The organism is Paraliobacillus sp. JSM ZJ581 (assembly GCF_044383835.1).
Classification (GTDB): domain Bacteria; phylum Bacillota; class Bacilli; order Bacillales; family Amphibacillaceae; genus Paraliobacillus.
Genome location: NZ_JBISEP010000004.1, coordinates 58,099 through 75,320, shown reverse-complemented (window position 1 = coordinate 75,320; position 17,222 = coordinate 58,099). Strand labels below are relative to the sequence as shown.

General features: G+C 34.5%; 24 protein-coding genes, 1 tRNA gene and 1 riboswitch. Of the genes, 8 read left to right on the top strand and 17 right to left on the bottom strand.

What is annotated here, in order from left to right; genetic code table 11:
• Positions 1–13: 13 nt before the first annotated feature.
• Positions 14–616 (bottom strand): DedA family protein, encoded by a 603-nt coding sequence (locus ACH6CY_RS04085; RefSeq protein WP_374065991.1) that lies wholly within the window; start codon positions 614–616, stop codon positions 14–16.
• 316 nt (positions 617–932) lie between these two features.
• On the opposite strand from ACH6CY_RS04085, the gene ACH6CY_RS04080 reads away from it, so the two are divergent.
• Positions 933–1,637 carry a DsbA family oxidoreductase gene (locus ACH6CY_RS04080; protein WP_374066064.1) on the top strand — a complete coding sequence of 235 codons (705 nt, stop codon included), beginning with the start codon at positions 933–935 and terminating at the stop codon, positions 1,635–1,637.
• 90 nt (positions 1,638–1,727) lie between these two features.
• On the opposite strand, the gene ACH6CY_RS04075 is transcribed toward ACH6CY_RS04080, so the two are convergent.
• The 5 genes from ACH6CY_RS04075 to ACH6CY_RS04055 all read right to left on the bottom strand — a co-directional run bounded on the left by ACH6CY_RS04075 (position 1,728) and on the right by ACH6CY_RS04055 (position 5,987).
• Complete coding sequence (locus ACH6CY_RS04075) at positions 1,728–2,465, bottom strand: ABC transporter ATP-binding protein (RefSeq protein ID WP_374065990.1); 738 nt, start codon at positions 2,463–2,465, stop codon at positions 1,728–1,730.
• Positions 2,458–3,216, bottom strand: coding sequence for an ABC transporter permease (locus ACH6CY_RS04070; protein WP_374065989.1), 759 nt, complete (start codon positions 3,214–3,216; stop codon positions 2,458–2,460). The genes ACH6CY_RS04075 and ACH6CY_RS04070 overlap by 8 nt, the downstream gene beginning before the upstream one ends.
• Positions 3,217–3,271: 55 nt before the next feature.
• Complete coding sequence (locus ACH6CY_RS04065; RefSeq protein WP_374065988.1) at positions 3,272–3,562, bottom strand: thiamine-binding protein; 291 nt, start codon at positions 3,560–3,562, stop codon at positions 3,272–3,274.
• A 24-nt stretch (positions 3,563–3,586) separates the two neighbouring features.
• The gene (locus tag ACH6CY_RS04060; RefSeq protein WP_374065987.1) at positions 3,587–4,585 is read right to left on the bottom strand and encodes an ABC transporter substrate-binding protein; all 999 of its coding nucleotides are present in this window, start codon (positions 4,583–4,585) and stop codon (positions 3,587–3,589) included.
• A gap of 107 nt (positions 4,586–4,692) precedes the next feature.
• A riboswitch (TPP riboswitch) is annotated at positions 4,693–4,802 on the bottom strand.
• Positions 4,803–4,934: 132 nt separating this feature from the next.
• The gene (locus ACH6CY_RS04055; protein ID WP_374065986.1) at positions 4,935–5,987 is read right to left on the bottom strand and encodes a M42 family metallopeptidase; all 1,053 of its coding nucleotides are present in this window, start codon (positions 5,985–5,987) and stop codon (positions 4,935–4,937) included.
• A gap of 224 nt (positions 5,988–6,211) precedes the next feature.
• Between ACH6CY_RS04055 and ACH6CY_RS04050 the strand changes: the two genes are divergently transcribed.
• Both ACH6CY_RS04050 and ACH6CY_RS04045 read left to right on the top strand, forming a co-directional pair.
• Positions 6,212–7,174 carry a S8 family peptidase gene (locus ACH6CY_RS04050; protein WP_374065985.1) on the top strand — a complete coding sequence of 321 codons (963 nt, stop codon included), beginning with the start codon at positions 6,212–6,214 and terminating at the stop codon, positions 7,172–7,174.
• Between the two features lie 166 nt (positions 7,175–7,340).
• Positions 7,341–7,724, top strand: a complete 384-nt coding sequence (locus ACH6CY_RS04045; RefSeq protein ID WP_374065984.1) for an SLAP domain-containing protein — start codon at positions 7,341–7,343, stop codon at positions 7,722–7,724.
• A 107-nt stretch (positions 7,725–7,831) separates the two neighbouring features.
• Here ACH6CY_RS04045 and ACH6CY_RS04040 read toward each other — a convergent pair whose 3' ends face one another.
• From ACH6CY_RS04040 to ACH6CY_RS04020, 5 genes are all read right to left on the bottom strand, one after another.
• Positions 7,832–8,062, bottom strand: a complete 231-nt coding sequence (locus ACH6CY_RS04040; RefSeq protein WP_374065983.1) for an excisionase family DNA-binding protein — start codon at positions 8,060–8,062, stop codon at positions 7,832–7,834.
• A gap of 5 nt (positions 8,063–8,067) precedes the next feature.
• Positions 8,068–8,952 (bottom strand): RluA family pseudouridine synthase, encoded by an 885-nt coding sequence (locus tag ACH6CY_RS04035; RefSeq protein ID WP_374065982.1) that lies wholly within the window; start codon positions 8,950–8,952, stop codon positions 8,068–8,070.
• A gap of 87 nt (positions 8,953–9,039) precedes the next feature.
• Complete coding sequence (locus tag ACH6CY_RS04030) at positions 9,040–9,591, bottom strand: TVP38/TMEM64 family protein (protein ID WP_374065981.1); 552 nt, start codon at positions 9,589–9,591, stop codon at positions 9,040–9,042.
• 46 nt (positions 9,592–9,637) lie between these two features.
• Complete coding sequence (locus tag ACH6CY_RS04025; protein ID WP_374065980.1) at positions 9,638–10,144, bottom strand: antibiotic biosynthesis monooxygenase family protein; 507 nt, start codon at positions 10,142–10,144, stop codon at positions 9,638–9,640.
• Between the two features lie 286 nt (positions 10,145–10,430).
• A complete protein-coding gene (locus ACH6CY_RS04020; RefSeq protein WP_374065979.1) occupies positions 10,431–10,691 on the bottom strand; it encodes a hypothetical protein in 261 nt (86 codons plus the stop codon).
• A 111-nt stretch (positions 10,692–10,802) separates the two neighbouring features.
• Between ACH6CY_RS04020 and ACH6CY_RS04015 the strand changes: the two genes are divergently transcribed.
• Positions 10,803–11,084 (top strand): TIGR04104 family putative zinc finger protein, encoded by a 282-nt coding sequence (locus tag ACH6CY_RS04015; RefSeq protein WP_374065978.1) that lies wholly within the window; start codon positions 10,803–10,805, stop codon positions 11,082–11,084.
• Between the two features lie 133 nt (positions 11,085–11,217).
• Here ACH6CY_RS04015 and ACH6CY_RS04010 read toward each other — a convergent pair.
• Positions 11,218–11,289: transfer RNA gene (locus ACH6CY_RS04010), tRNA-Val, on the bottom strand.
• Positions 11,290–11,554: 265 nt separating this feature from the next.
• Between ACH6CY_RS04010 and ACH6CY_RS04005 the strand changes: the two genes are divergently transcribed.
• The 3 genes from ACH6CY_RS04005 to ACH6CY_RS03995 all read left to right on the top strand — a co-directional run bounded on the left by ACH6CY_RS04005 (position 11,555) and on the right by ACH6CY_RS03995 (position 14,023).
• On the top strand, positions 11,555–12,145 hold the full coding sequence (locus tag ACH6CY_RS04005; protein ID WP_374065977.1) for a cell wall hydrolase: 591 nt from the start codon (positions 11,555–11,557) through the stop codon (positions 12,143–12,145).
• A gap of 706 nt (positions 12,146–12,851) precedes the next feature.
• Complete coding sequence (locus tag ACH6CY_RS04000; RefSeq protein ID WP_374065976.1) at positions 12,852–13,280, top strand: GNAT family N-acetyltransferase; 429 nt, start codon at positions 12,852–12,854, stop codon at positions 13,278–13,280.
• Positions 13,281–13,345: 65 nt separating this feature from the next.
• The gene (locus tag ACH6CY_RS03995; RefSeq protein ID WP_374065975.1) at positions 13,346–14,023 is read left to right on the top strand and encodes a DUF421 domain-containing protein; all 678 of its coding nucleotides are present in this window, start codon (positions 13,346–13,348) and stop codon (positions 14,021–14,023) included.
• A gap of 9 nt (positions 14,024–14,032) precedes the next feature.
• On the opposite strand, the gene ACH6CY_RS03990 is transcribed toward ACH6CY_RS03995, so the two are convergent.
• From ACH6CY_RS03990 to ACH6CY_RS03980, 3 genes are all read right to left on the bottom strand, one after another.
• Positions 14,033–14,317, bottom strand: coding sequence for a hypothetical protein (locus ACH6CY_RS03990; RefSeq protein ID WP_374065974.1), 285 nt, complete (start codon positions 14,315–14,317; stop codon positions 14,033–14,035).
• A 56-nt stretch (positions 14,318–14,373) separates the two neighbouring features.
• Entirely contained in the window at positions 14,374–14,547 is a 174-nt protein-coding gene (locus ACH6CY_RS03985) for a hypothetical protein (protein ID WP_374065973.1), read from the bottom strand.
• A gap of 69 nt (positions 14,548–14,616) precedes the next feature.
• Positions 14,617–14,856 carry a hypothetical protein gene (locus ACH6CY_RS03980; RefSeq protein ID WP_374065972.1) on the bottom strand — a complete coding sequence of 80 codons (240 nt, stop codon included), beginning with the start codon at positions 14,854–14,856 and terminating at the stop codon, positions 14,617–14,619.
• A gap of 201 nt (positions 14,857–15,057) precedes the next feature.
• Between ACH6CY_RS03980 and ACH6CY_RS03975 the strand changes: the two genes are divergently transcribed.
• Entirely contained in the window at positions 15,058–15,525 is a 468-nt protein-coding gene (locus ACH6CY_RS03975) for a CotY/CotZ family spore coat protein (protein WP_374065971.1), read from the top strand.
• A gap of 58 nt (positions 15,526–15,583) precedes the next feature.
• Here the strand turns inward: ACH6CY_RS03975 and ACH6CY_RS03970 are convergent, their stop codons facing one another.
• Entirely contained in the window at positions 15,584–16,174 is a 591-nt protein-coding gene (locus tag ACH6CY_RS03970; RefSeq protein ID WP_374065970.1) for a CotO family spore coat protein, read from the bottom strand.
• Between the two features lie 122 nt (positions 16,175–16,296).
• Positions 16,297–17,076 carry an enoyl-ACP reductase FabI gene (gene fabI, locus ACH6CY_RS03965; protein ID WP_374065969.1) on the bottom strand — a complete coding sequence of 260 codons (780 nt, stop codon included), beginning with the start codon at positions 17,074–17,076 and terminating at the stop codon, positions 16,297–16,299.
• Between the last annotated feature and the right edge of the window lie 146 nt (positions 17,077–17,222).

Sequence of the window (17,222 nt, the reverse complement as noted above, 5' to 3'; positions counted from 1 at the left end):
AGCATGAACAAAATTATTTTCTCTTATAAATATAAACACCAATTAGCGCAATAAATGCTAATCCAAGTACAACGTAGAGAATATTAGAATACGTATCCATATACGTAACAATCTCATTCCAAGACGCTCCAACATATGCACCTAGGCCAACCAATACTGTATTCCATAGCAATGTGCCAATTGTTGTTAACAATAAAAAAGGAATAAATCGCATTTTTGCTAGTCCAGCTGGTACAGAAATCAAACTTCTTATAAGTGGTATAAAGCGACAAATAAAAACACTCCAAGCCCCATATTTATTGAACCAATGTATCGCACGGTCAACATCATTTTGTTCTAAACGTAGATAGTGACCACGTTTAGCTACAAATTTCTTAAGCGTTGCTGTGGATATAGACGCTCCAACAACATAAAGTACGACAGCACCAAATACTGAACCGAGTGTCGAAGCTATTACAACACCGAACATAGTTAGTGATGTTGTCGTTGTTAAAAAACCCCCAAATGTTAATATAACTTCAGATGGAATTGGTGGAAAAATATTTTCTACAGCGATTAAAAATATAATTCCGATATAACCATAATTATTCATAATTTCAAGTAACCAATCTTGCATTTATCTTCATCCTATCTTTGATTCAATCTCTTTATATTTAAATTAAGAAAACTAAATGTATATGTAAATCTGACAAACTATCCTGTTATTCTACTAACAAATCTACTCCAGTTACATTATGCGTTTTAAGTGAAATTCATGCAAGACAAACATTATGATAAATTACCTATGCCTATTAAGTTTTACGTATGTATGAGCATATATTTTTATTTCTTAGTACGGTTATGGCATGATAATAATTAAGTCTTGATTACTTGCTGAGTATATTCACATTATTTTCAAAACATAGTAATCAAAAAATGGGGGTTTTGTTATGATGAAAATAGAAGTATGGTCTGATTTTGTTTGTCCGTTTTGTTATATTGGAAAACGAAGATTAGAAAAAGCACTAGATAATTTCGAACATCGTGAAAACGTTGAAGTAGAATATAAAAGTTTTGAATTAGATCCTAATTCACCAGTGAATAGTGAAAAAACGATTCACGAAGCAATAGCTGAAAAATACAACATGTCTCTAGACGAAGCAAAAAAAACAAATGAAAATATTGGTAACCAGGCAAAAACGGTAGGATTAACTTATCATTTTGATAATATGATACCAACCAACACCTTTATGGCTCATCGTCTAGTTAAATTTGCCAAAAAATTCAATAAGGATACTGCCATAACAGAACAGCTACTACATGGTTATTTTACTGAAAATATAAATCTTGGCGATCACGATACATTAGCAAACATTGCTGAGTCTGTTGGTTTAGATCGAGAGCAATCACTTGAAATCTTACATGATGAAAATGCATATGCCAAAGAAGTTCGTGACGATGAAGCATTAGCTAAAAAGTATGGTGTTTCTGGTGTCCCTTTCTTTATAATCAATTCAAAATATGCAATTTCTGGAGCACAGCCATTAGAAACATTTACATCTGCTTTAGAAAAAGTATGGGCCGAAGAAAAACCGCAATTTGAAAATCTTTCATCTACAGACAACGGTGTCTGCACAGATGACTCTTGTAATGTCTAAAGTTTTTTACGAGCTTGATAAGAAAATAAATACTAAATATTAAAAACCGAACGATCATTCCGTTCGGTTTCTCTTGTTTAAACCATTCATTTATAAGCTCCCTTGTAATGCTTGATATATCTCCCGTTTCCATTGTAAAAACTCATCTGTCAGAAATAGATTTTGATCACGTGGTCTAGCAAATGGCAGCATATATTCTTCTACTATCGTTGCTGGTTTTTTTGACAAAACAAGAATTCGATCAGATAAATATAGTGCTTCTTCAATATTATGTGTGACAAACAGAATCGATTTTTTGTTTTCTTCCCAAATCTTTAACAACCATTGCTGCATTTCTAATCGTGTAAATTCATCTAATGCTGAAAAAGGCTCATCCAAACAGATAAACTTTTGTGGACTAAGCAATGCTCTCACGAAAGCGACACGCTGACGCATTCCACCAGATAACTGATGTGGATATGCATGTTCATACCCTTGTAGCCCTGCTTTTCCCAACATATACCGAGCCTTATCGTTATCTACCTCACCACTAATTTCTGAGCCTAACACTACATTTTTAAGTACCGTACGCCATGGCAGTAAAGAAGGTGATTGTGGCGTGTAGCTTATCGCCCCACGTTTGCCCGTGATCTCTTCTTGATCAAGGATGAATGTACCATCATCCGGTTGAAGCATCCCACCAATTAAATGAAAAAGTGTACTTTTCCCGCTTCCAGAAGGCCCTAAAATAGTGACAAATTCTCCTTCTTTCACGGTAAAAGAAAGACCTGCTAATATCTTTTTCCCATTAAATGTTTTCGCAATGTTTGTTGCTACTAATTCACCCATTAACGTGCCTCCCACCTTTTAACATGACTTTTTCAAGTATTAATATTACGGCAAAAAAGACTAAGCATAGTACCATAATAAAACCAATCGCTACAAATACACGATCTGTTCGAAACGATGATTGCGCCAACGTCATATAGACACCAATACCTTTATTCGCACCAAGCCATTCAGATATAACTGCTCCCATTACACTATATGTAGCAGATATCTTTAATCCGGAAAAGATGGCAGGTAATGCATGCGGGAATTCTAGTTTAAGAAAGCGTTGTCCTTTTGTTGCACCTGCCATTTGCATATAATGTATGAGTTCAGATGATGTTTGTCGAAATCCGTCCAACGTTGCTACTACAATAGGAAAAAAACAAACGAGTGTAATAATGATCAGTTTAGGCAAAACCCCAAAACCAAACCAAATGACAAGTAATGGTGCCAGAACAATAATAGGAATGTTCTGAGAAAGAATGAGTAATGGGTAAACCGCTTGTCTAACAACCGGTAATAAGTGTAAAGCCATCGCGACGATCAATCCAACACTAACACCAATTATCAAACCACCGATAGACAAATAAGTTGTTGATACAAGGTGATAGGTATATGAATCCCAACCGTTGATTGCTTCATTTAGAATAACTGTTGGTGCTGGCAATAGCCATCTAGGAATAGAAAATAACTGACTGCTCCATTGCCAAATAAACAAAATTACGATAATAACAAATATTGGACTATAGCGTCTTACTATTTTTTTCATAAATAAAATGCGAATCTGTATCAATATAAGAAACAGATTCGCCATTCCTCCAATCTTAATGATACTTTTCTGTTAATCGATCCATAGACGTACCATCGGGTTTGTAGAATACTTTCACCTGTGAAATTACACTTAAACTCCCTAGCTCAATCATTTTTCGATTCATTTGTTCTATAACAGCGAATAATTTTGTTAATTGCCCTTCCATTGTTGTTTCTAATGGATGTACCTCATATTTCACTCCAGAATCGTCAATTACAGCAATTGCTGCATCAACAAGTGGAATCGTATCTCCACCATTTTTTAACTTTGGAATAATTTGAATACTAACTAATGCATTGGCCATACTGCTCATTCCTTTCCGAGTTCTTTATTTATCTTCAGGTAAGAATTGATTGGTGAATGCTGATTCAGCGTCTAATTCTCCGTCTAACAATTCATTCTCATACATCCAGTTCGCATAATCCTGCCAAACTTCCACATCCTGTATGCCCCATTTTTTTGCATCTGCTTGATACTTAGGTGACAACCATTTTTGACTTGCCTTAACTAACTCGTCATCTAAGTCAGGTACAGATTCTATTAAAATATCAGCTGCTTTTTCAGGGTTATCAATTGCGAATTGATAGCCTTTTGAAACAGCACGAATAAATTTTTCAATCGTTTTTGGATTCTCTTGAATCATTGTCTCATTAGATGTAATTACAGGGGTATAATAATCTAGTTTATCCGAATAATCCGTTAAATACTGCATGTTTAGTTCCATTCCACGCAATTCAGCTTCTACACCAGTCCAGCCATAATAGATCCATGAAAAATCGATATCACGCTTTACCGAAGTAAAGAAATCTGTATTGCCCACATTAATAATATTAACATCCTCAACACTAGCGTTTTCTTGTTTCATTAATGAATCAAGCACTGCAGATTCTACTGGCGCACCCCAACCTCCATAGGTTTTACCAACGTAGTCAGCTGGCGACGTTATATTTTTATCAGCTGGTGATGCAAATCCAGATGTATTATGATGAATAATCGCCGCAATGGAAACAATAGGAATATCTTGTGTTCGAGCTTCTGTTATTTGTTCTTGTGCGCTAATACCAAATGCTGCTTTTCCTGATGCGACTACTTGATTTGCACCTGTTTCACCTGGTAATGCAATTTCCACCTCTAATCCTTCTTCTTCAAAATAGCCCTTTTCTTGTGCAACGTAAAAACCAGTATGATTCGTATTTGGCGTCCAATCTAGCACCAATTTCACTTTTTCTAATGATTCATCTGTTACTTCTTCTTGATTTTCCTCACTCGCACACCCCGTAATAAAAAATAAAACACTGATAGCTAACAAACTCCATTTCTTTAACATAAATAATTCCCCCCTTAAGTTATTTTTAGAGGAACATACAACACGAAACAAAAAAGCACGCTAAGCGAGAGCTATAGCGTGCATACCTTATCATATCAATGATGATTTACGTGTCCAGATATGTTCCCTACGCTGGTCTCAGCCAGATCAGGTTCCAAGGGTCAGTATCTTCTGGATACAATCTCAACCGGCAACACCGGTCCCCCCACATGAAACAACCTATTCAATTTTCTACACTATCCACTTTGCCATAGGTAGAATTTAATTGCAAGTATTATTTATTTGGATAAATGCATTCTTTATATCTACTACAAAATATATATTGATTGTTCGCTGTAATCCATGCTTTTTACTCGACTAATTCAGATTGAACATAATAATACAATAGTTTTTCTGTTTCGACTAGCGCATCTTCATGAGTGCGCTCATACGCATGTGAGGAGTCAATGCCTGGTCCAATTAAACCATGGACGATATCATGACCCGCTTTTATCGCAGCAGAGGCATCAGAACCATAATGTGGATAAATATCTAATTTGTATCCAATTTGATTTTTTTCACACAACTCCACTAAATGTTTTCTAAGCCCATAATGGTATGGTCCACTTGAATCTTTTGCACAAATCGAAACAGTATATTCATCTGTCTGCTGTCCATCACCGATTGCTCCCATGTCTACAGCTAAATATTCCACAGTTTCTGGTGTAATATTAGAATTGCCTCCATATCCTATTTCCTCATTATTTGAAATAAGAAAATGTGTCGTATATGGTAGTAAAATATTTTCTAGTTTGATTCTTTTCAATAATTGAATGAGTATAGCAACACTTGCCTTATCATCTAAATGTCTTGATTTAATAAATCCGGCATCAGTTAATTGTACACGAGGATCGAAGGAAACAAAATCGCCAACTTCAATACCAAGCGCACGTACATCTTCTTCATTTTTTACTTTTTCATCTAAACGAACTTCCATATTTAATTGGTTTCTTTCTGCACTTCCAGCATTTTTATAAACATGGACAGAAGTTTGATGCATTAAAATAGTACCCGTAATTACTGTATCGTTAGCTGTTTCAATCTTACAATACTCTCCTTCAATTGAAGGATAAACAAATCCACCGATTAAATCTAACTTCAATCGACCGTTGGATTTGATTTCTTTCACCATCGCACCTAACGTGTCTACATGTGCGGTTAACATTCGATGTTGTGTTTCATTTTGTCCGGGTACCGTTGCAATTAATCCGCCTTTTCTATTCTTTGTTGATTTCACCCCTATTTCATCCAGTAAACTTTTCACGTGTTGTATCACTTGATTTGTGTTTCCAGATGGACTTGGTATAGACACTAAATCCTTAATAAGTTGTTTTGTTTCCTTAACATTTGGATCATTCGTCATCAATGATTCTCCTCTTTTATTAGCATTGTTGTTTTTATATGTGTATAAAGCTATTTTGACCTATCTTTCTATTTTAGCGTTATTCCTATTCACCGACAACCACCCTCCTTAGCAAAATTTGTGCATAAATCTATATCGTTTTGTTGTAGATGCCTCTACTGTAATTTTGTAAACCTTGCTACGATAAGGGTATTAAAAACATATATTTATTAGGAGGATGATACATGGATAATAAGATGCATCTTGCTAATTTCAAAGTTGTAAAACAAATGAAAAAAACAAATGAAATTCCAAAAGGTGTGAAGATGATACAAGCTCCTGACATTTGGAAAGAAACAAAAGGGGAAGGTGTAACCATTGCTATTCTAGATACTGGATGTGATACAAAACATATTGAGTTGTCCAACCGAATTATTGGCGGTAAAAATTTCACTACAGATGATGGAGGAAATGCAAAGATTTTTGAGGATTACAACGGACACGGGACACATGTGGCTGGCACAATTGCAGCTAGTTTAAATCATAGAGGGGTTGTAGGTGTGTCTCCAAAAGTAAATCTATTAATCGTAAAAGTGCTCGATAAAGATGGTAATGGTGAATATGACTGGATCATTAAAGGAATTAAATATGCTACAGCACAACAGGTAGACATTATTTCCATGTCTTTAGGAGGTGCAGATGACTTACCTGCATTACACAAAGTAATTAAAAAAGCTGTCTTACACCATGACATCCCCATTGTCTGTGCAGCAGGGAATGACGGAGATGGAAACCAACAGACAAATGAATTTTCTTATCCCGCTTATTATAATGAAGTTATTAGCGTAGGTGCTATTGACTCGGAGCATCGATCCTCTCGTTTTACCAACTCAAACAGTAACATAGATTTAGTTGCCCCTGGGGAAGACATTACATCTACGTATTTAAATGGTGGGTACGCCATATTAAGTGGAACATCAATGGCTGCCCCCCACGTAACAGGCGCATTAGCACTAATAAAAAACGTAACAACGAGGCAGTTTGAACGTGAATTAACAGAAACTGAGCTTTACGCACAATTAATTAGACGTACCATTCCACTAGGTTTTAATACAAAATTTGAAGGAAATGGACTTATTTATCTTACTTTATTGGACTCCCTATCAACTACCTTCGACAACTTAACCATGCGTGCATATCGTTTATAATACCTCAGACACATAAGATAAAATCATCTGTATACCATGATTTTGTCTTACTACATATCATACAGCATGTTTAGCATTTTTTATCAATTGTTTGAAATGATTCTACTTTTCCTCTGTTTCTTGTTATACTTATCATTAACAATCTGATAAGAAAGAAGGGTTGATTATGCAGCAACTCAATTTTGAGAATGCTTGGAATCGTACAATTAGTAATCAGGATAAACAATTGATTCATCATACATTTACTCATACCTGTGAAGAAAATGTAGCCCCAATACATTTTATAACGTTGAGAGAAGCGATTAACCATAAAGGGGAATATTTAATTATGACTTTAATTCATAATTTTTCAACTATGCCTTTCATGTTTTCTGACACAACCGTATATTATTTGGAAAAAGAACAGGTGATCGCTAAGCAACGTTTTTCTTTTCCACAATTAGTCATTAAAGAAAAAACAAGCATGCCTTGGACATTTATTTTCCAAGAAAATAATTTCATTCATACGCCAACTTTAGAAGATATCGCTTTAACGATTTATCCAAAGTAATATATAGCTATAAATAGCCTAAGGCATACCATCATTTCTCACTTGAAAACACAAATGATTATTTTAATGTAGTAGAACAAACACCTAAAAATATATCGGGAATTCAGTTAATCTTCATCTTTAACATCAATATCTTCAGGAATCGGTTCGCTTAAAAATTCTTGCACCTGTTGTTTATACCGCTCTATCTGTTTAAAATGTTCATTAAACTGGTCTTTATTAATTAAATAATTATCTCCATCATGGATCGCACGAATGCGCTGTTGGAAAATTAACTGCCTAACCTCTTTTTCTGTTATGCCTAAATAATCTGCTGCTTCACTTATTGTTAAATACATGCACATCATCCCTTCACGAGCTCATAAAATGCGTTCGGTACTTCCACTTTAAATTCCAACGTTTTATTTGTTATTGGGTGTTTAAATGCAAGAACATTTGCGTGTAAAGCTAGTCGTCCAATCAGGTTAGTTGCTGCACCATATTTTTTGTCACCTACAACCGGTGTGTTCATCTGTTCCATCTGCACACGAATCTGGTTTTTTCTACCTGTATCTAGTTCTAGCTCTAATAAGGTGTATTTTTTATTTGCATCTAGTTTTTTAATATGTGTTATTGCCTTTTGCCCACCATTATCTTTTGCTGAAGCATACATTTTATGTGTCTTTGTTTCTTTCAACCAGGAGACAAGCGTTTGCTGTTGCTTAGTTATATGGCCTTCAACCACTGCAACATACGTTCTTTTTTGGACTACTTGCTTCCAATGATCCTGCAAGCTCCTTTTCACCTTTTCAGTTTTAGCAAATACCATTACACCAGACGTATCTCGATCCAAACGATGAACGATAAAAACCCGATTTTTTGGATGCTGCATTTTCACATGTTCCATTAGTTGATGATATGCTGTTTGTTGTTTTTCTTTAGATGAAGCGATAGATAATAATCCAGCATCCTTGTTGATAACGATCATATCGTCATCTTCGTATAATATGGCAATTCCTTTATTTTTATTATTAGGAGCAGCATGCTTTAAAATGGTAACTGTCACTCCTGGAACGAGCTTCCTATTAAATTGAGTTTCTACTTGATCACTTACAAGGACTTGACCTCTTGCTAGCATAGATTTTGTTCGGTTTCTCCCTTGATCGAGCTTTTGTAATAGAAAGAGTAATAATTCATTCTCTTCTTGGACTTGAAAAATATATTGGTCCTTGCTTCGTTTCTTTGTCATGTATGATTGACACTCCGATCCATTTCATTACCTTTATTATGCTATGTAAAAAACGCCATTACAAGAGTAAAGGCGCTTATCTCCGTATTAATTTAGATGCATTCTAACTTTATTTCTTCTGTCAATAAAATAATAAATGAGAACTAAGAGCAAGAAGAAACAAATCGTAATATACCACGGAAATGCAGAAATTGCTTCTCCAAATGCAGTATAGATGATAGCCGGTGCTAGTAAGCCTAGAATAGAATAATACATATATTCTCTTATATTAGCTGTCATTTCCATCAAATAAAAAGATAGTAAATGAAAATGAACGAATGGCATTACGCGTAATACCATAACCTGTGAAACAGAAATTGTTCGATCTTGAAACATCTTCTCTTTTAACTTAGCAATGTTTTCATGCAACCTTGGAAGACGAAACACAACTTTATAAGATATCAGACTCATTAAAGATAAACCAATTAATGAAAGGATTGCACCCTGTACAAAGCCAAAAACGACTCCACCTACTACACAAATAACGATTACGGGAATGAATAAAATAGGTCGAATAATGTGTAATACCACAAATAAGGCCGGCGCAAACCATCCAGCATGATCGATAAATGCTTCAATTGATTGATTAACTTGAACCATGCAATTATTCCCTCCTCGTATTTTCAATGAAACAGTATATGCATTTTTATCCTTTTTGTACATGATAGGTGTTTAGATAGGAAGGTCTAGGGAAAATATCTGGACGCTTTTGATCAATCCCATCTTCCGTTCTTCTTTTTTCGTGCGCTTGTTTGTATGCTTTTGACTCTTGCCAGTTCGTGAAATCTTGTTCAGATTGCCAAAAGGTTATGATAACATACGTATCAGAATTTAGCGGCCGACAAACTCGAATAGCAATAAAACCTGCTTCCTCTTCAATTTTACGTGCTCGATTAAGAAAACGAGCCTCAAATTGATCTCTTCCCTCTTCGGCAACTGGAATGTGGTTACACACAACATACATTTCTTCATCATAAGCTATAGGCAATTCACCGTCAATCACCTTATATTTCATGAACTCTTCCGATATTTTTTGGTCAAGCACATCTTTAGTTGTTTCTAGCATGTAGACTTTTTTATTTTGTTGTATTAAACATAGGCGTTGTTGGTTTATTTGATCGGTAAAATTATTATAAAAAAAATAAATATACATACAAGTTCTCCTTTGTTTCATTAGATTATTTAAGGACATTCTATATGAATTTCCAAACAAAATAAAATATTTCTTGCTATGAAACGCGTTTCATCATATAGAATAAAAAAAATTGCTTACATATTCTTTGGCGTGATACCATACTGTTGGTAGCGTAACAGTAATATGTAAGCTTTTTTTAGTAAGTATATATTGAATGAATCAGCTTTATTACTAAAAAATAAAAAAAAGCTATAACCACTTTTCTGGACATAGCTGTTTCTATTTATTTATTTTAGTTACGATATCAATTATTTATTAAACTTACCAGAATAATAATAATCGCACAAATCGGATATATCATAAATAATAACATTCTACGCTTAATAAAAAATAGTAGCAATACCGCATTACTGATTACTATTATAATAGATGTAGATGATGATAAGATTAGCGGACGATTATATACGATCATATCTCTAACGATTACTACGGTCATAATAACTGCCAATGCTGTAAGCAACAATAATAGTACCTTTTTAACAGAAGATGTTTCAATGGTCTTCATTTTAATCACCACCTTTTTTTGTGAAAAATAACAAATGTGGTTGTTTTGAAAAAAACAATGTATATACTATATATATGAGATGTTTATACGGTATTGCAAAGGAGTATTTATATGACGACATGCAATAATTGCTCATCAAAAATAAACTATAAAACTAAAATGAAATTACAAAGAAAAAATATCTTTGAAATAACCTGTCCGAATTGCAACGCTACGTTAAAAGCAACTCGTGGCAGCTTAGCCTTTTATTTATTGGTTTTAGTTTTGTCAATATTGTTCTTAACTAATTTACCATTCAATTTTTGGGATAGAGTTATACTAACAGTCAGTTGGTTCTTACTACTATTCAATTTTTCACCTTTTCTCTTAAGGCACAAAATAGAAACCGATTAACTCTATTAACTTTGTGCTTTTCGAGAGTAGAAATAGATCATTGCTACAAAAAAACTTCCTCTGCAGCATAGTCTTTTAGATAAAGTCTATGCTGCAGAGGAAGTTTTTTTCTTCATCACGTTGATTTTCATAATGTCTCGTACTGGGATTGAACCAGTGACCCCTTGCCTGTCAAGCAAGTGCTCTCCCGCTGAGCTAACGAGACACGTTATTATTTTGATAGCACTATTATCATAATCATCTATGTAGTAGTTGTCAATAGGGTTTGTAAACAAATTGTCATCTATCTGTTATAAACCTAGCTAAACTTGTTTGTTTAACCAAATTCTTTATACAGAATATATTACCAGCAATTTCTTTAGCCATTGTGTGTTCTATCTTCCTAACAATCTTCCATTTTTTATATAATGAAAGGAGATGTTACAACTGATAGCCTTTAAGTAGACTCATAGATTACAAGGAGGGCTATCATGAAAAGCATTAAAAAAATTGGATTAACTATCGGTCTATCTTTTACGATATTTTTAACACCATCTATTGCAAGCGCAGCTACTCATACCGTTCAAAGCGGTGATTCTTTATGGAAAATAGCTAATCATTATGGTGTATCTTTAACTACCCTGCAACAAACAAATCATTTAAAAGGAACAACGATCTACCCAGGACAAAAACTATCATTGCCAACTAACATTTCTAATCAAGAAATGGATTTATTAGCACGACTTGTTCATGCAGAAGCAAAAGGAGAACCATACGCTGGTAAGGTTGCTGTTGCAACTGTAGTGCTAAATCGAGTGGATCATCATAATTTCCCTAATACGATAAAAGGAGTTATTTACGAACGCTCATCAGGTGGATACTATGCATTTACACCAATTAAAAACGGTGCCATCAATCAACCTGCTGACCATTCTTCTAAACGTGCTGTTCAAGAAGCACTGGCATTCCGAGGACAAGGACAAGGTTCAATTTATTTTTACAACCCAAGAACTGCGAAAAGTGACTGGATATTATCAAGAAAAGTAACGATTACGATTGGTAATCATCGTTTCGCTAAATAAGATTTAAAAGGCCCATTAGACTGTAGAACTTCTATACTATCAAGCATAATATAGAAGTTCTTAAACAACGCTAATGTGCTTTTTTAGTATAGTCTGGTATAAATGACCTCGTATTTATTATCTCTGGTTCTCTGTCAAATGTGATAATGTTAATTAAATACTTTTTAGTAGACACTCTTGACCTGTTATGTCCTCTATGTGTTTGATAAATCCATTTTTTCGATCATTCTTAACCTGTTTTGACCTCAAAATGTTTGATAAATCCATTTTTTCGAACACTCTTAACCTGTTTTGACCTCAAAATGTTTGATAAATCCATTTTTTCGATCATTCTTAACCTGTTTTGACCTCAAAATGTTCGATAAATCCATTTTTTCGATCATTCTTAGCCTGTTTTGACCTCAAAATGTTCGATAAATCCATTTTTTCGAACACTCTTAACCTGTTTTACGCCGCAAGTGTTCGATAAAACATGTTTTACGAACATTTTCGCGTTATTATTTTATGCAAGTGTAGGGTAAATCCAATTCAACCTACAATTCAACACCATTTTTTATCAAAAATGCTTCATAAAATCCTTTTTTCTAATATTGAAGCTTTGATAGAACCGAGTTCATCACCATATCTAGTATAAATACCTATTTCTTATAGTAAAACATCTCGTGTTATACTATATAGCAATATAATTAGTGAAGGGGATTCTTACATGGAAATTGTAGAAGCGCAAAATCAAAAACAATTAAATGATGCTTTTTCCGTTCGAACGAGCGTATTTGTTGATGAACAACAAGTACCAGAAGCGATTGAAAAAGATGACTTAGATCAACAAGCTGTTCATTTTGTTGGTTATATAGATGAAAAACCTGTTGCTGCTGGTCGCTATCGTATAGAATCTAATTACGCAAAATTAGAGCGTATAAGTGTGATCAAAGCATTCCGAGGTCAATCATTAGGGAAAGAACTTATTCTACATATAGAAAAATCACTTATACAAAAGGGCGTTAAAAAGGTCAAATTAGGTGCACAAACGCATGCAGAGTCATTCTATCTTAAACTACGATACGAAACCGCATCTAATGTGTTTCTTGATGCGAATATGCCACACGTAATGATGCAAAAGATACTATCCATATAAAAACGGTATAAAATAATTCCTTTTGTCTATGCTAATAATTAGCAATATTGATTTGGAGGATTATCATGCAACTTGTACCGTCAATCTTTATAGAAACAATATTTGGATTTGTTGGGTTGTTTATTTTAACAAAAATACTTGGAAAAACACAAATCCGTCAGCTTACTGCTTTCGACTTTATCTCTGCATTAATTTTAGGAGAGCTTGTCGGTAATGCCTTATATGATGACAATGTTGGAATTATTGGCATTGGCTTTGCAATTTTATTATGGGGTGTACTATTATATTTTACAGAAATAGCAACTCAAAAAATTAAAAGAAGTAGGTCAATATTAGAAGGTCGACCTTCCATCGTTATACATAAAGGAAAACTTCAGAGGGAGGTCATGGCAAAAAGTAAACTTGATATGAATCAGTTACTACACCTACTACGATCAAAAGATGCTTTTTCTATCCGAGACATTGATTACGCTATTTTAGAAACAGATGGAACAGTATCCGTATTAAAAAAAACATACGCGCAGCAACCAACTCGATTAGATATAAATTTACCAGCCGAGTCAGTTGAATTATCCATGATGTTAATTAATGATGGTGAAATTATTAAAGACAATTTAGCAGAGATTAATCAAGATCAAACATGGTTAGAAGAAGAACTTAAAAAACAAGAGGTATCATCTTATAAAGATGTTTTCTATGCAGAATATACAAAAGGAGAGAACTTACTTATTCAAAAGATGTAAGTTCTCTTTTTATACTACTTTATTAAAATATCTTCCGGTACCGGTTAGATTTGTATATATACCTTCCGTTACTTTCACATTGTGTGAAGTTGGTGTTTTACCCAGGCTGTTTTTTTTGTGATAGTTACTTAGTTCAGATATATCTATCTTTTCATTTTCTGTTTCTTTTTGATAAGCCATATCTAATTGGATTGGATATAATTGTTCAATCGGATATGGATCACGTTCAGGTAATGTTACTCGTGTATGATAATTATAATATTGATAGTTGGTTACTGGAAGCACATAACCCATAAACCATCCCTCCTTTTACTACTTATATACCCAATTTTTCAAAAAACATGCCTCTTTTACGAAAAATATCGTTGCCACGAATTCATTTCTTTTTCTAAAGAGCGTATTTGACTCTCTGTTTCTTTAATCATTGGTAACACTTTTTTTTCTGGATAGCGAAAATATTTCTCGTTTTTTTCTAAATGTTTCGCTACAATGGCTACGTTATTTAACAAACGTATCCTATTCATGACTTATTCTTCCCCCCTAAAGCAATATAAAAAAAGAGATAGCACATTTGCGGTACTATCTCTACTCGATTATAGCCAAGAAAATGGACGTCGCTCTGATTTCGGTTTCTCTTCCTCATCCGTTTCGTCTTCCACTTCTTCTACTTCTAACTTCTCTTCTGATTCAGCATGCTCCGTTGCTGGTCTTCTAACTCCGAAGAAGGCATCAAATGGACGTGGACGTTCTGAAGATTGAGTCGGTTCAAAATGTACATTGTCCGCTTTTATAATTAAGTCCTTCACATGAATCACTTTTTTTGATTCGGACACGATAATTCACTCCTTTTCATTTAAAACTTAGTCGCTATTAGTCTATGTAACTAGAATCAATTTGTTTGTGACATTAGCCCGTTTAGCTAAAATAACTTATTTTAGCTTTGTAGCAGATGAACGCCTACACAAACCATGTAACTGTACATAAGCTATAAGTGACGAATCAGTCATTAATTTTATCGAAAGGAGTTCATCATTATGACATGTGGAGGTAAATACGATTCAGGGAATTGTGTGTCAGACATTCTTCGTGAAATTGCTGATGCGCAATCTGATCTACTCAATGATTGCGCTACAAGCTGTGAGCAATCTATTGCAGACTTATTAGGTGACACAAGTCCTTCCAATGGTTTAGATACTGTACCAGTAATTCTATACTGTAAAGGTACTTGTAAACCTTTTAAAGGCTATGGCGTACCAGCAGATGATCTAGGGGATGCTTTTGCTAGCTTTTATTTCCGAGTGAAAAGCGTAGACAAAGATAACTGCGCTGTATTAGAATTGCTTCTTGAAGAAGACGACCATAAAAAAGATCATCATAAAAAAGACCCTCGTTCACCAGTTGATCAAAACACTAGTGACCTAGAAGTAACAGGTGTATGTATTACTGTTGATTTAAAATGTTTCTGTCACATTACTTGCCTTCCAGCAATTAGCGCATTTTAAATATCGATCCAAGGTCTGGTGTTATATATACCAGACCTTTTCTCTTTTTAATAAGCTTTTAAAACCCTAATAAACGTATAGATGTAATATCACCTAACAAAACTTGATGGTATCTTGGCCTTTTAAACGTTTCTACATATACTGTCTCTTCTTTTCTCTCTCTAATAATGCCTTTTAAACGCTCATTCTCTGTAATAACTTCACATTTTAATTTTGGCATAAATCCTGGTGAAGCAGCTAAATAATCCACTTGTTCAATAAGTGACATTTCGGTAAAAGGAACCTTATCTTGTAATTGACTCGCTGTCCTTACTTCAATTTCTTCGTTTTTCTCATTTTCCTCTTCATCAGCTTCTTTATTTACTTCATCTTTTTCTTTTGGTTCCTCAGTCAAGTCATTTTCTATATTCTCAGTTTCTTTTGTATCATTATCATCAATGTCTAACTTATCCACCTCCGTCATTTCATTCATTTTTGTTTTTTTTCTAGATTTTGGACGTTTAATTGATTGCGAAGTGTTGGTTGCAGATATTTTTTGGTGTTTAGGTGAATGATAATCCTCTTGCATATTTGGGGTAGGTGCTTCTAAATCAGGTTGATCGATATATAACATTGGTCGTCTTCGAGCATTTCTTTTTTTCCTTGACACAGTTTGTTTCCTCCTCAAAAAACATTCTCCACGTTACTATATGAATGTGAAGTTATTTGTGTGCCCAATAATTGCATGCAAAAAAGCTTAGCAACAACGTCCTTGCTAAGCTTTGCGCTTCTTTATGATAAACCTAAAATATTATATCCCGAATCAACATGAATAATCTCACCCGTCACTCCGCGTGATAAGTCACTTAGAAGATAATAAGCAGTGTCTCCCACTTCTTCCTGTGTTACTGTGCGTCTTAATGGTGCCTTCTCTTCAATATCTTTCAACACAGTGTTAAAGTCCCCAATACCTTTAGCTGATAACGTACGAATTGGTCCGGCAGAGATCGCATTCACACGCACCCCATACTTTCCAAGGTCATTTGCCAAATACTTCATACTTGCATCAAGACTCGCTTTAGCTACTCCCATCACGTTGTAGTTCTGTACTACACGCTCACCACCAAGATAAGTCAGTGTCACAATACCGCCACCGTCTGTCATCAATGGTTGTGCCGCACGAGAAACAGCAACTAATGAGTAAGCACTAATATTGTGCGCAAGTAAATATCCATCACGGCTTGTTTCAACAAATTCGCCTTTCAAATCTTCTTTTTGGGCAAAAGCAATGCAATGTGCTAGCCCGTGTATCGTTCCTACATCCTGTTTTATTTCATCAAATGTTTGTGTTACTGCTTCATCATTTGTTACATCACACTCATAAAATAATGCTTCTTGTCCTTCAAGTGTAGCAACTAAGTCTTCCACTGGTTTCTTAAATCGTTCATTGGCATAAGTGAAAATTAATCGGGCACCAGCTTGATGTAATGAACGAGCAATTCCCCATGCAATACTCCGCTTATTGGCAACCCCCATAATAACATATGTACGCTCTTTTAATGAAAAATTCATCTATTATCCTCCTATTAGCACCATAGGTTGTTATTAGTACCTGATCCTATTTTATATGAATCAAATCAAAAACTCAATTATTAACACCTAAAAAATATAAAGACACATCTTCATTAAAAAAATACCTTATAGAATAGACACTTAAA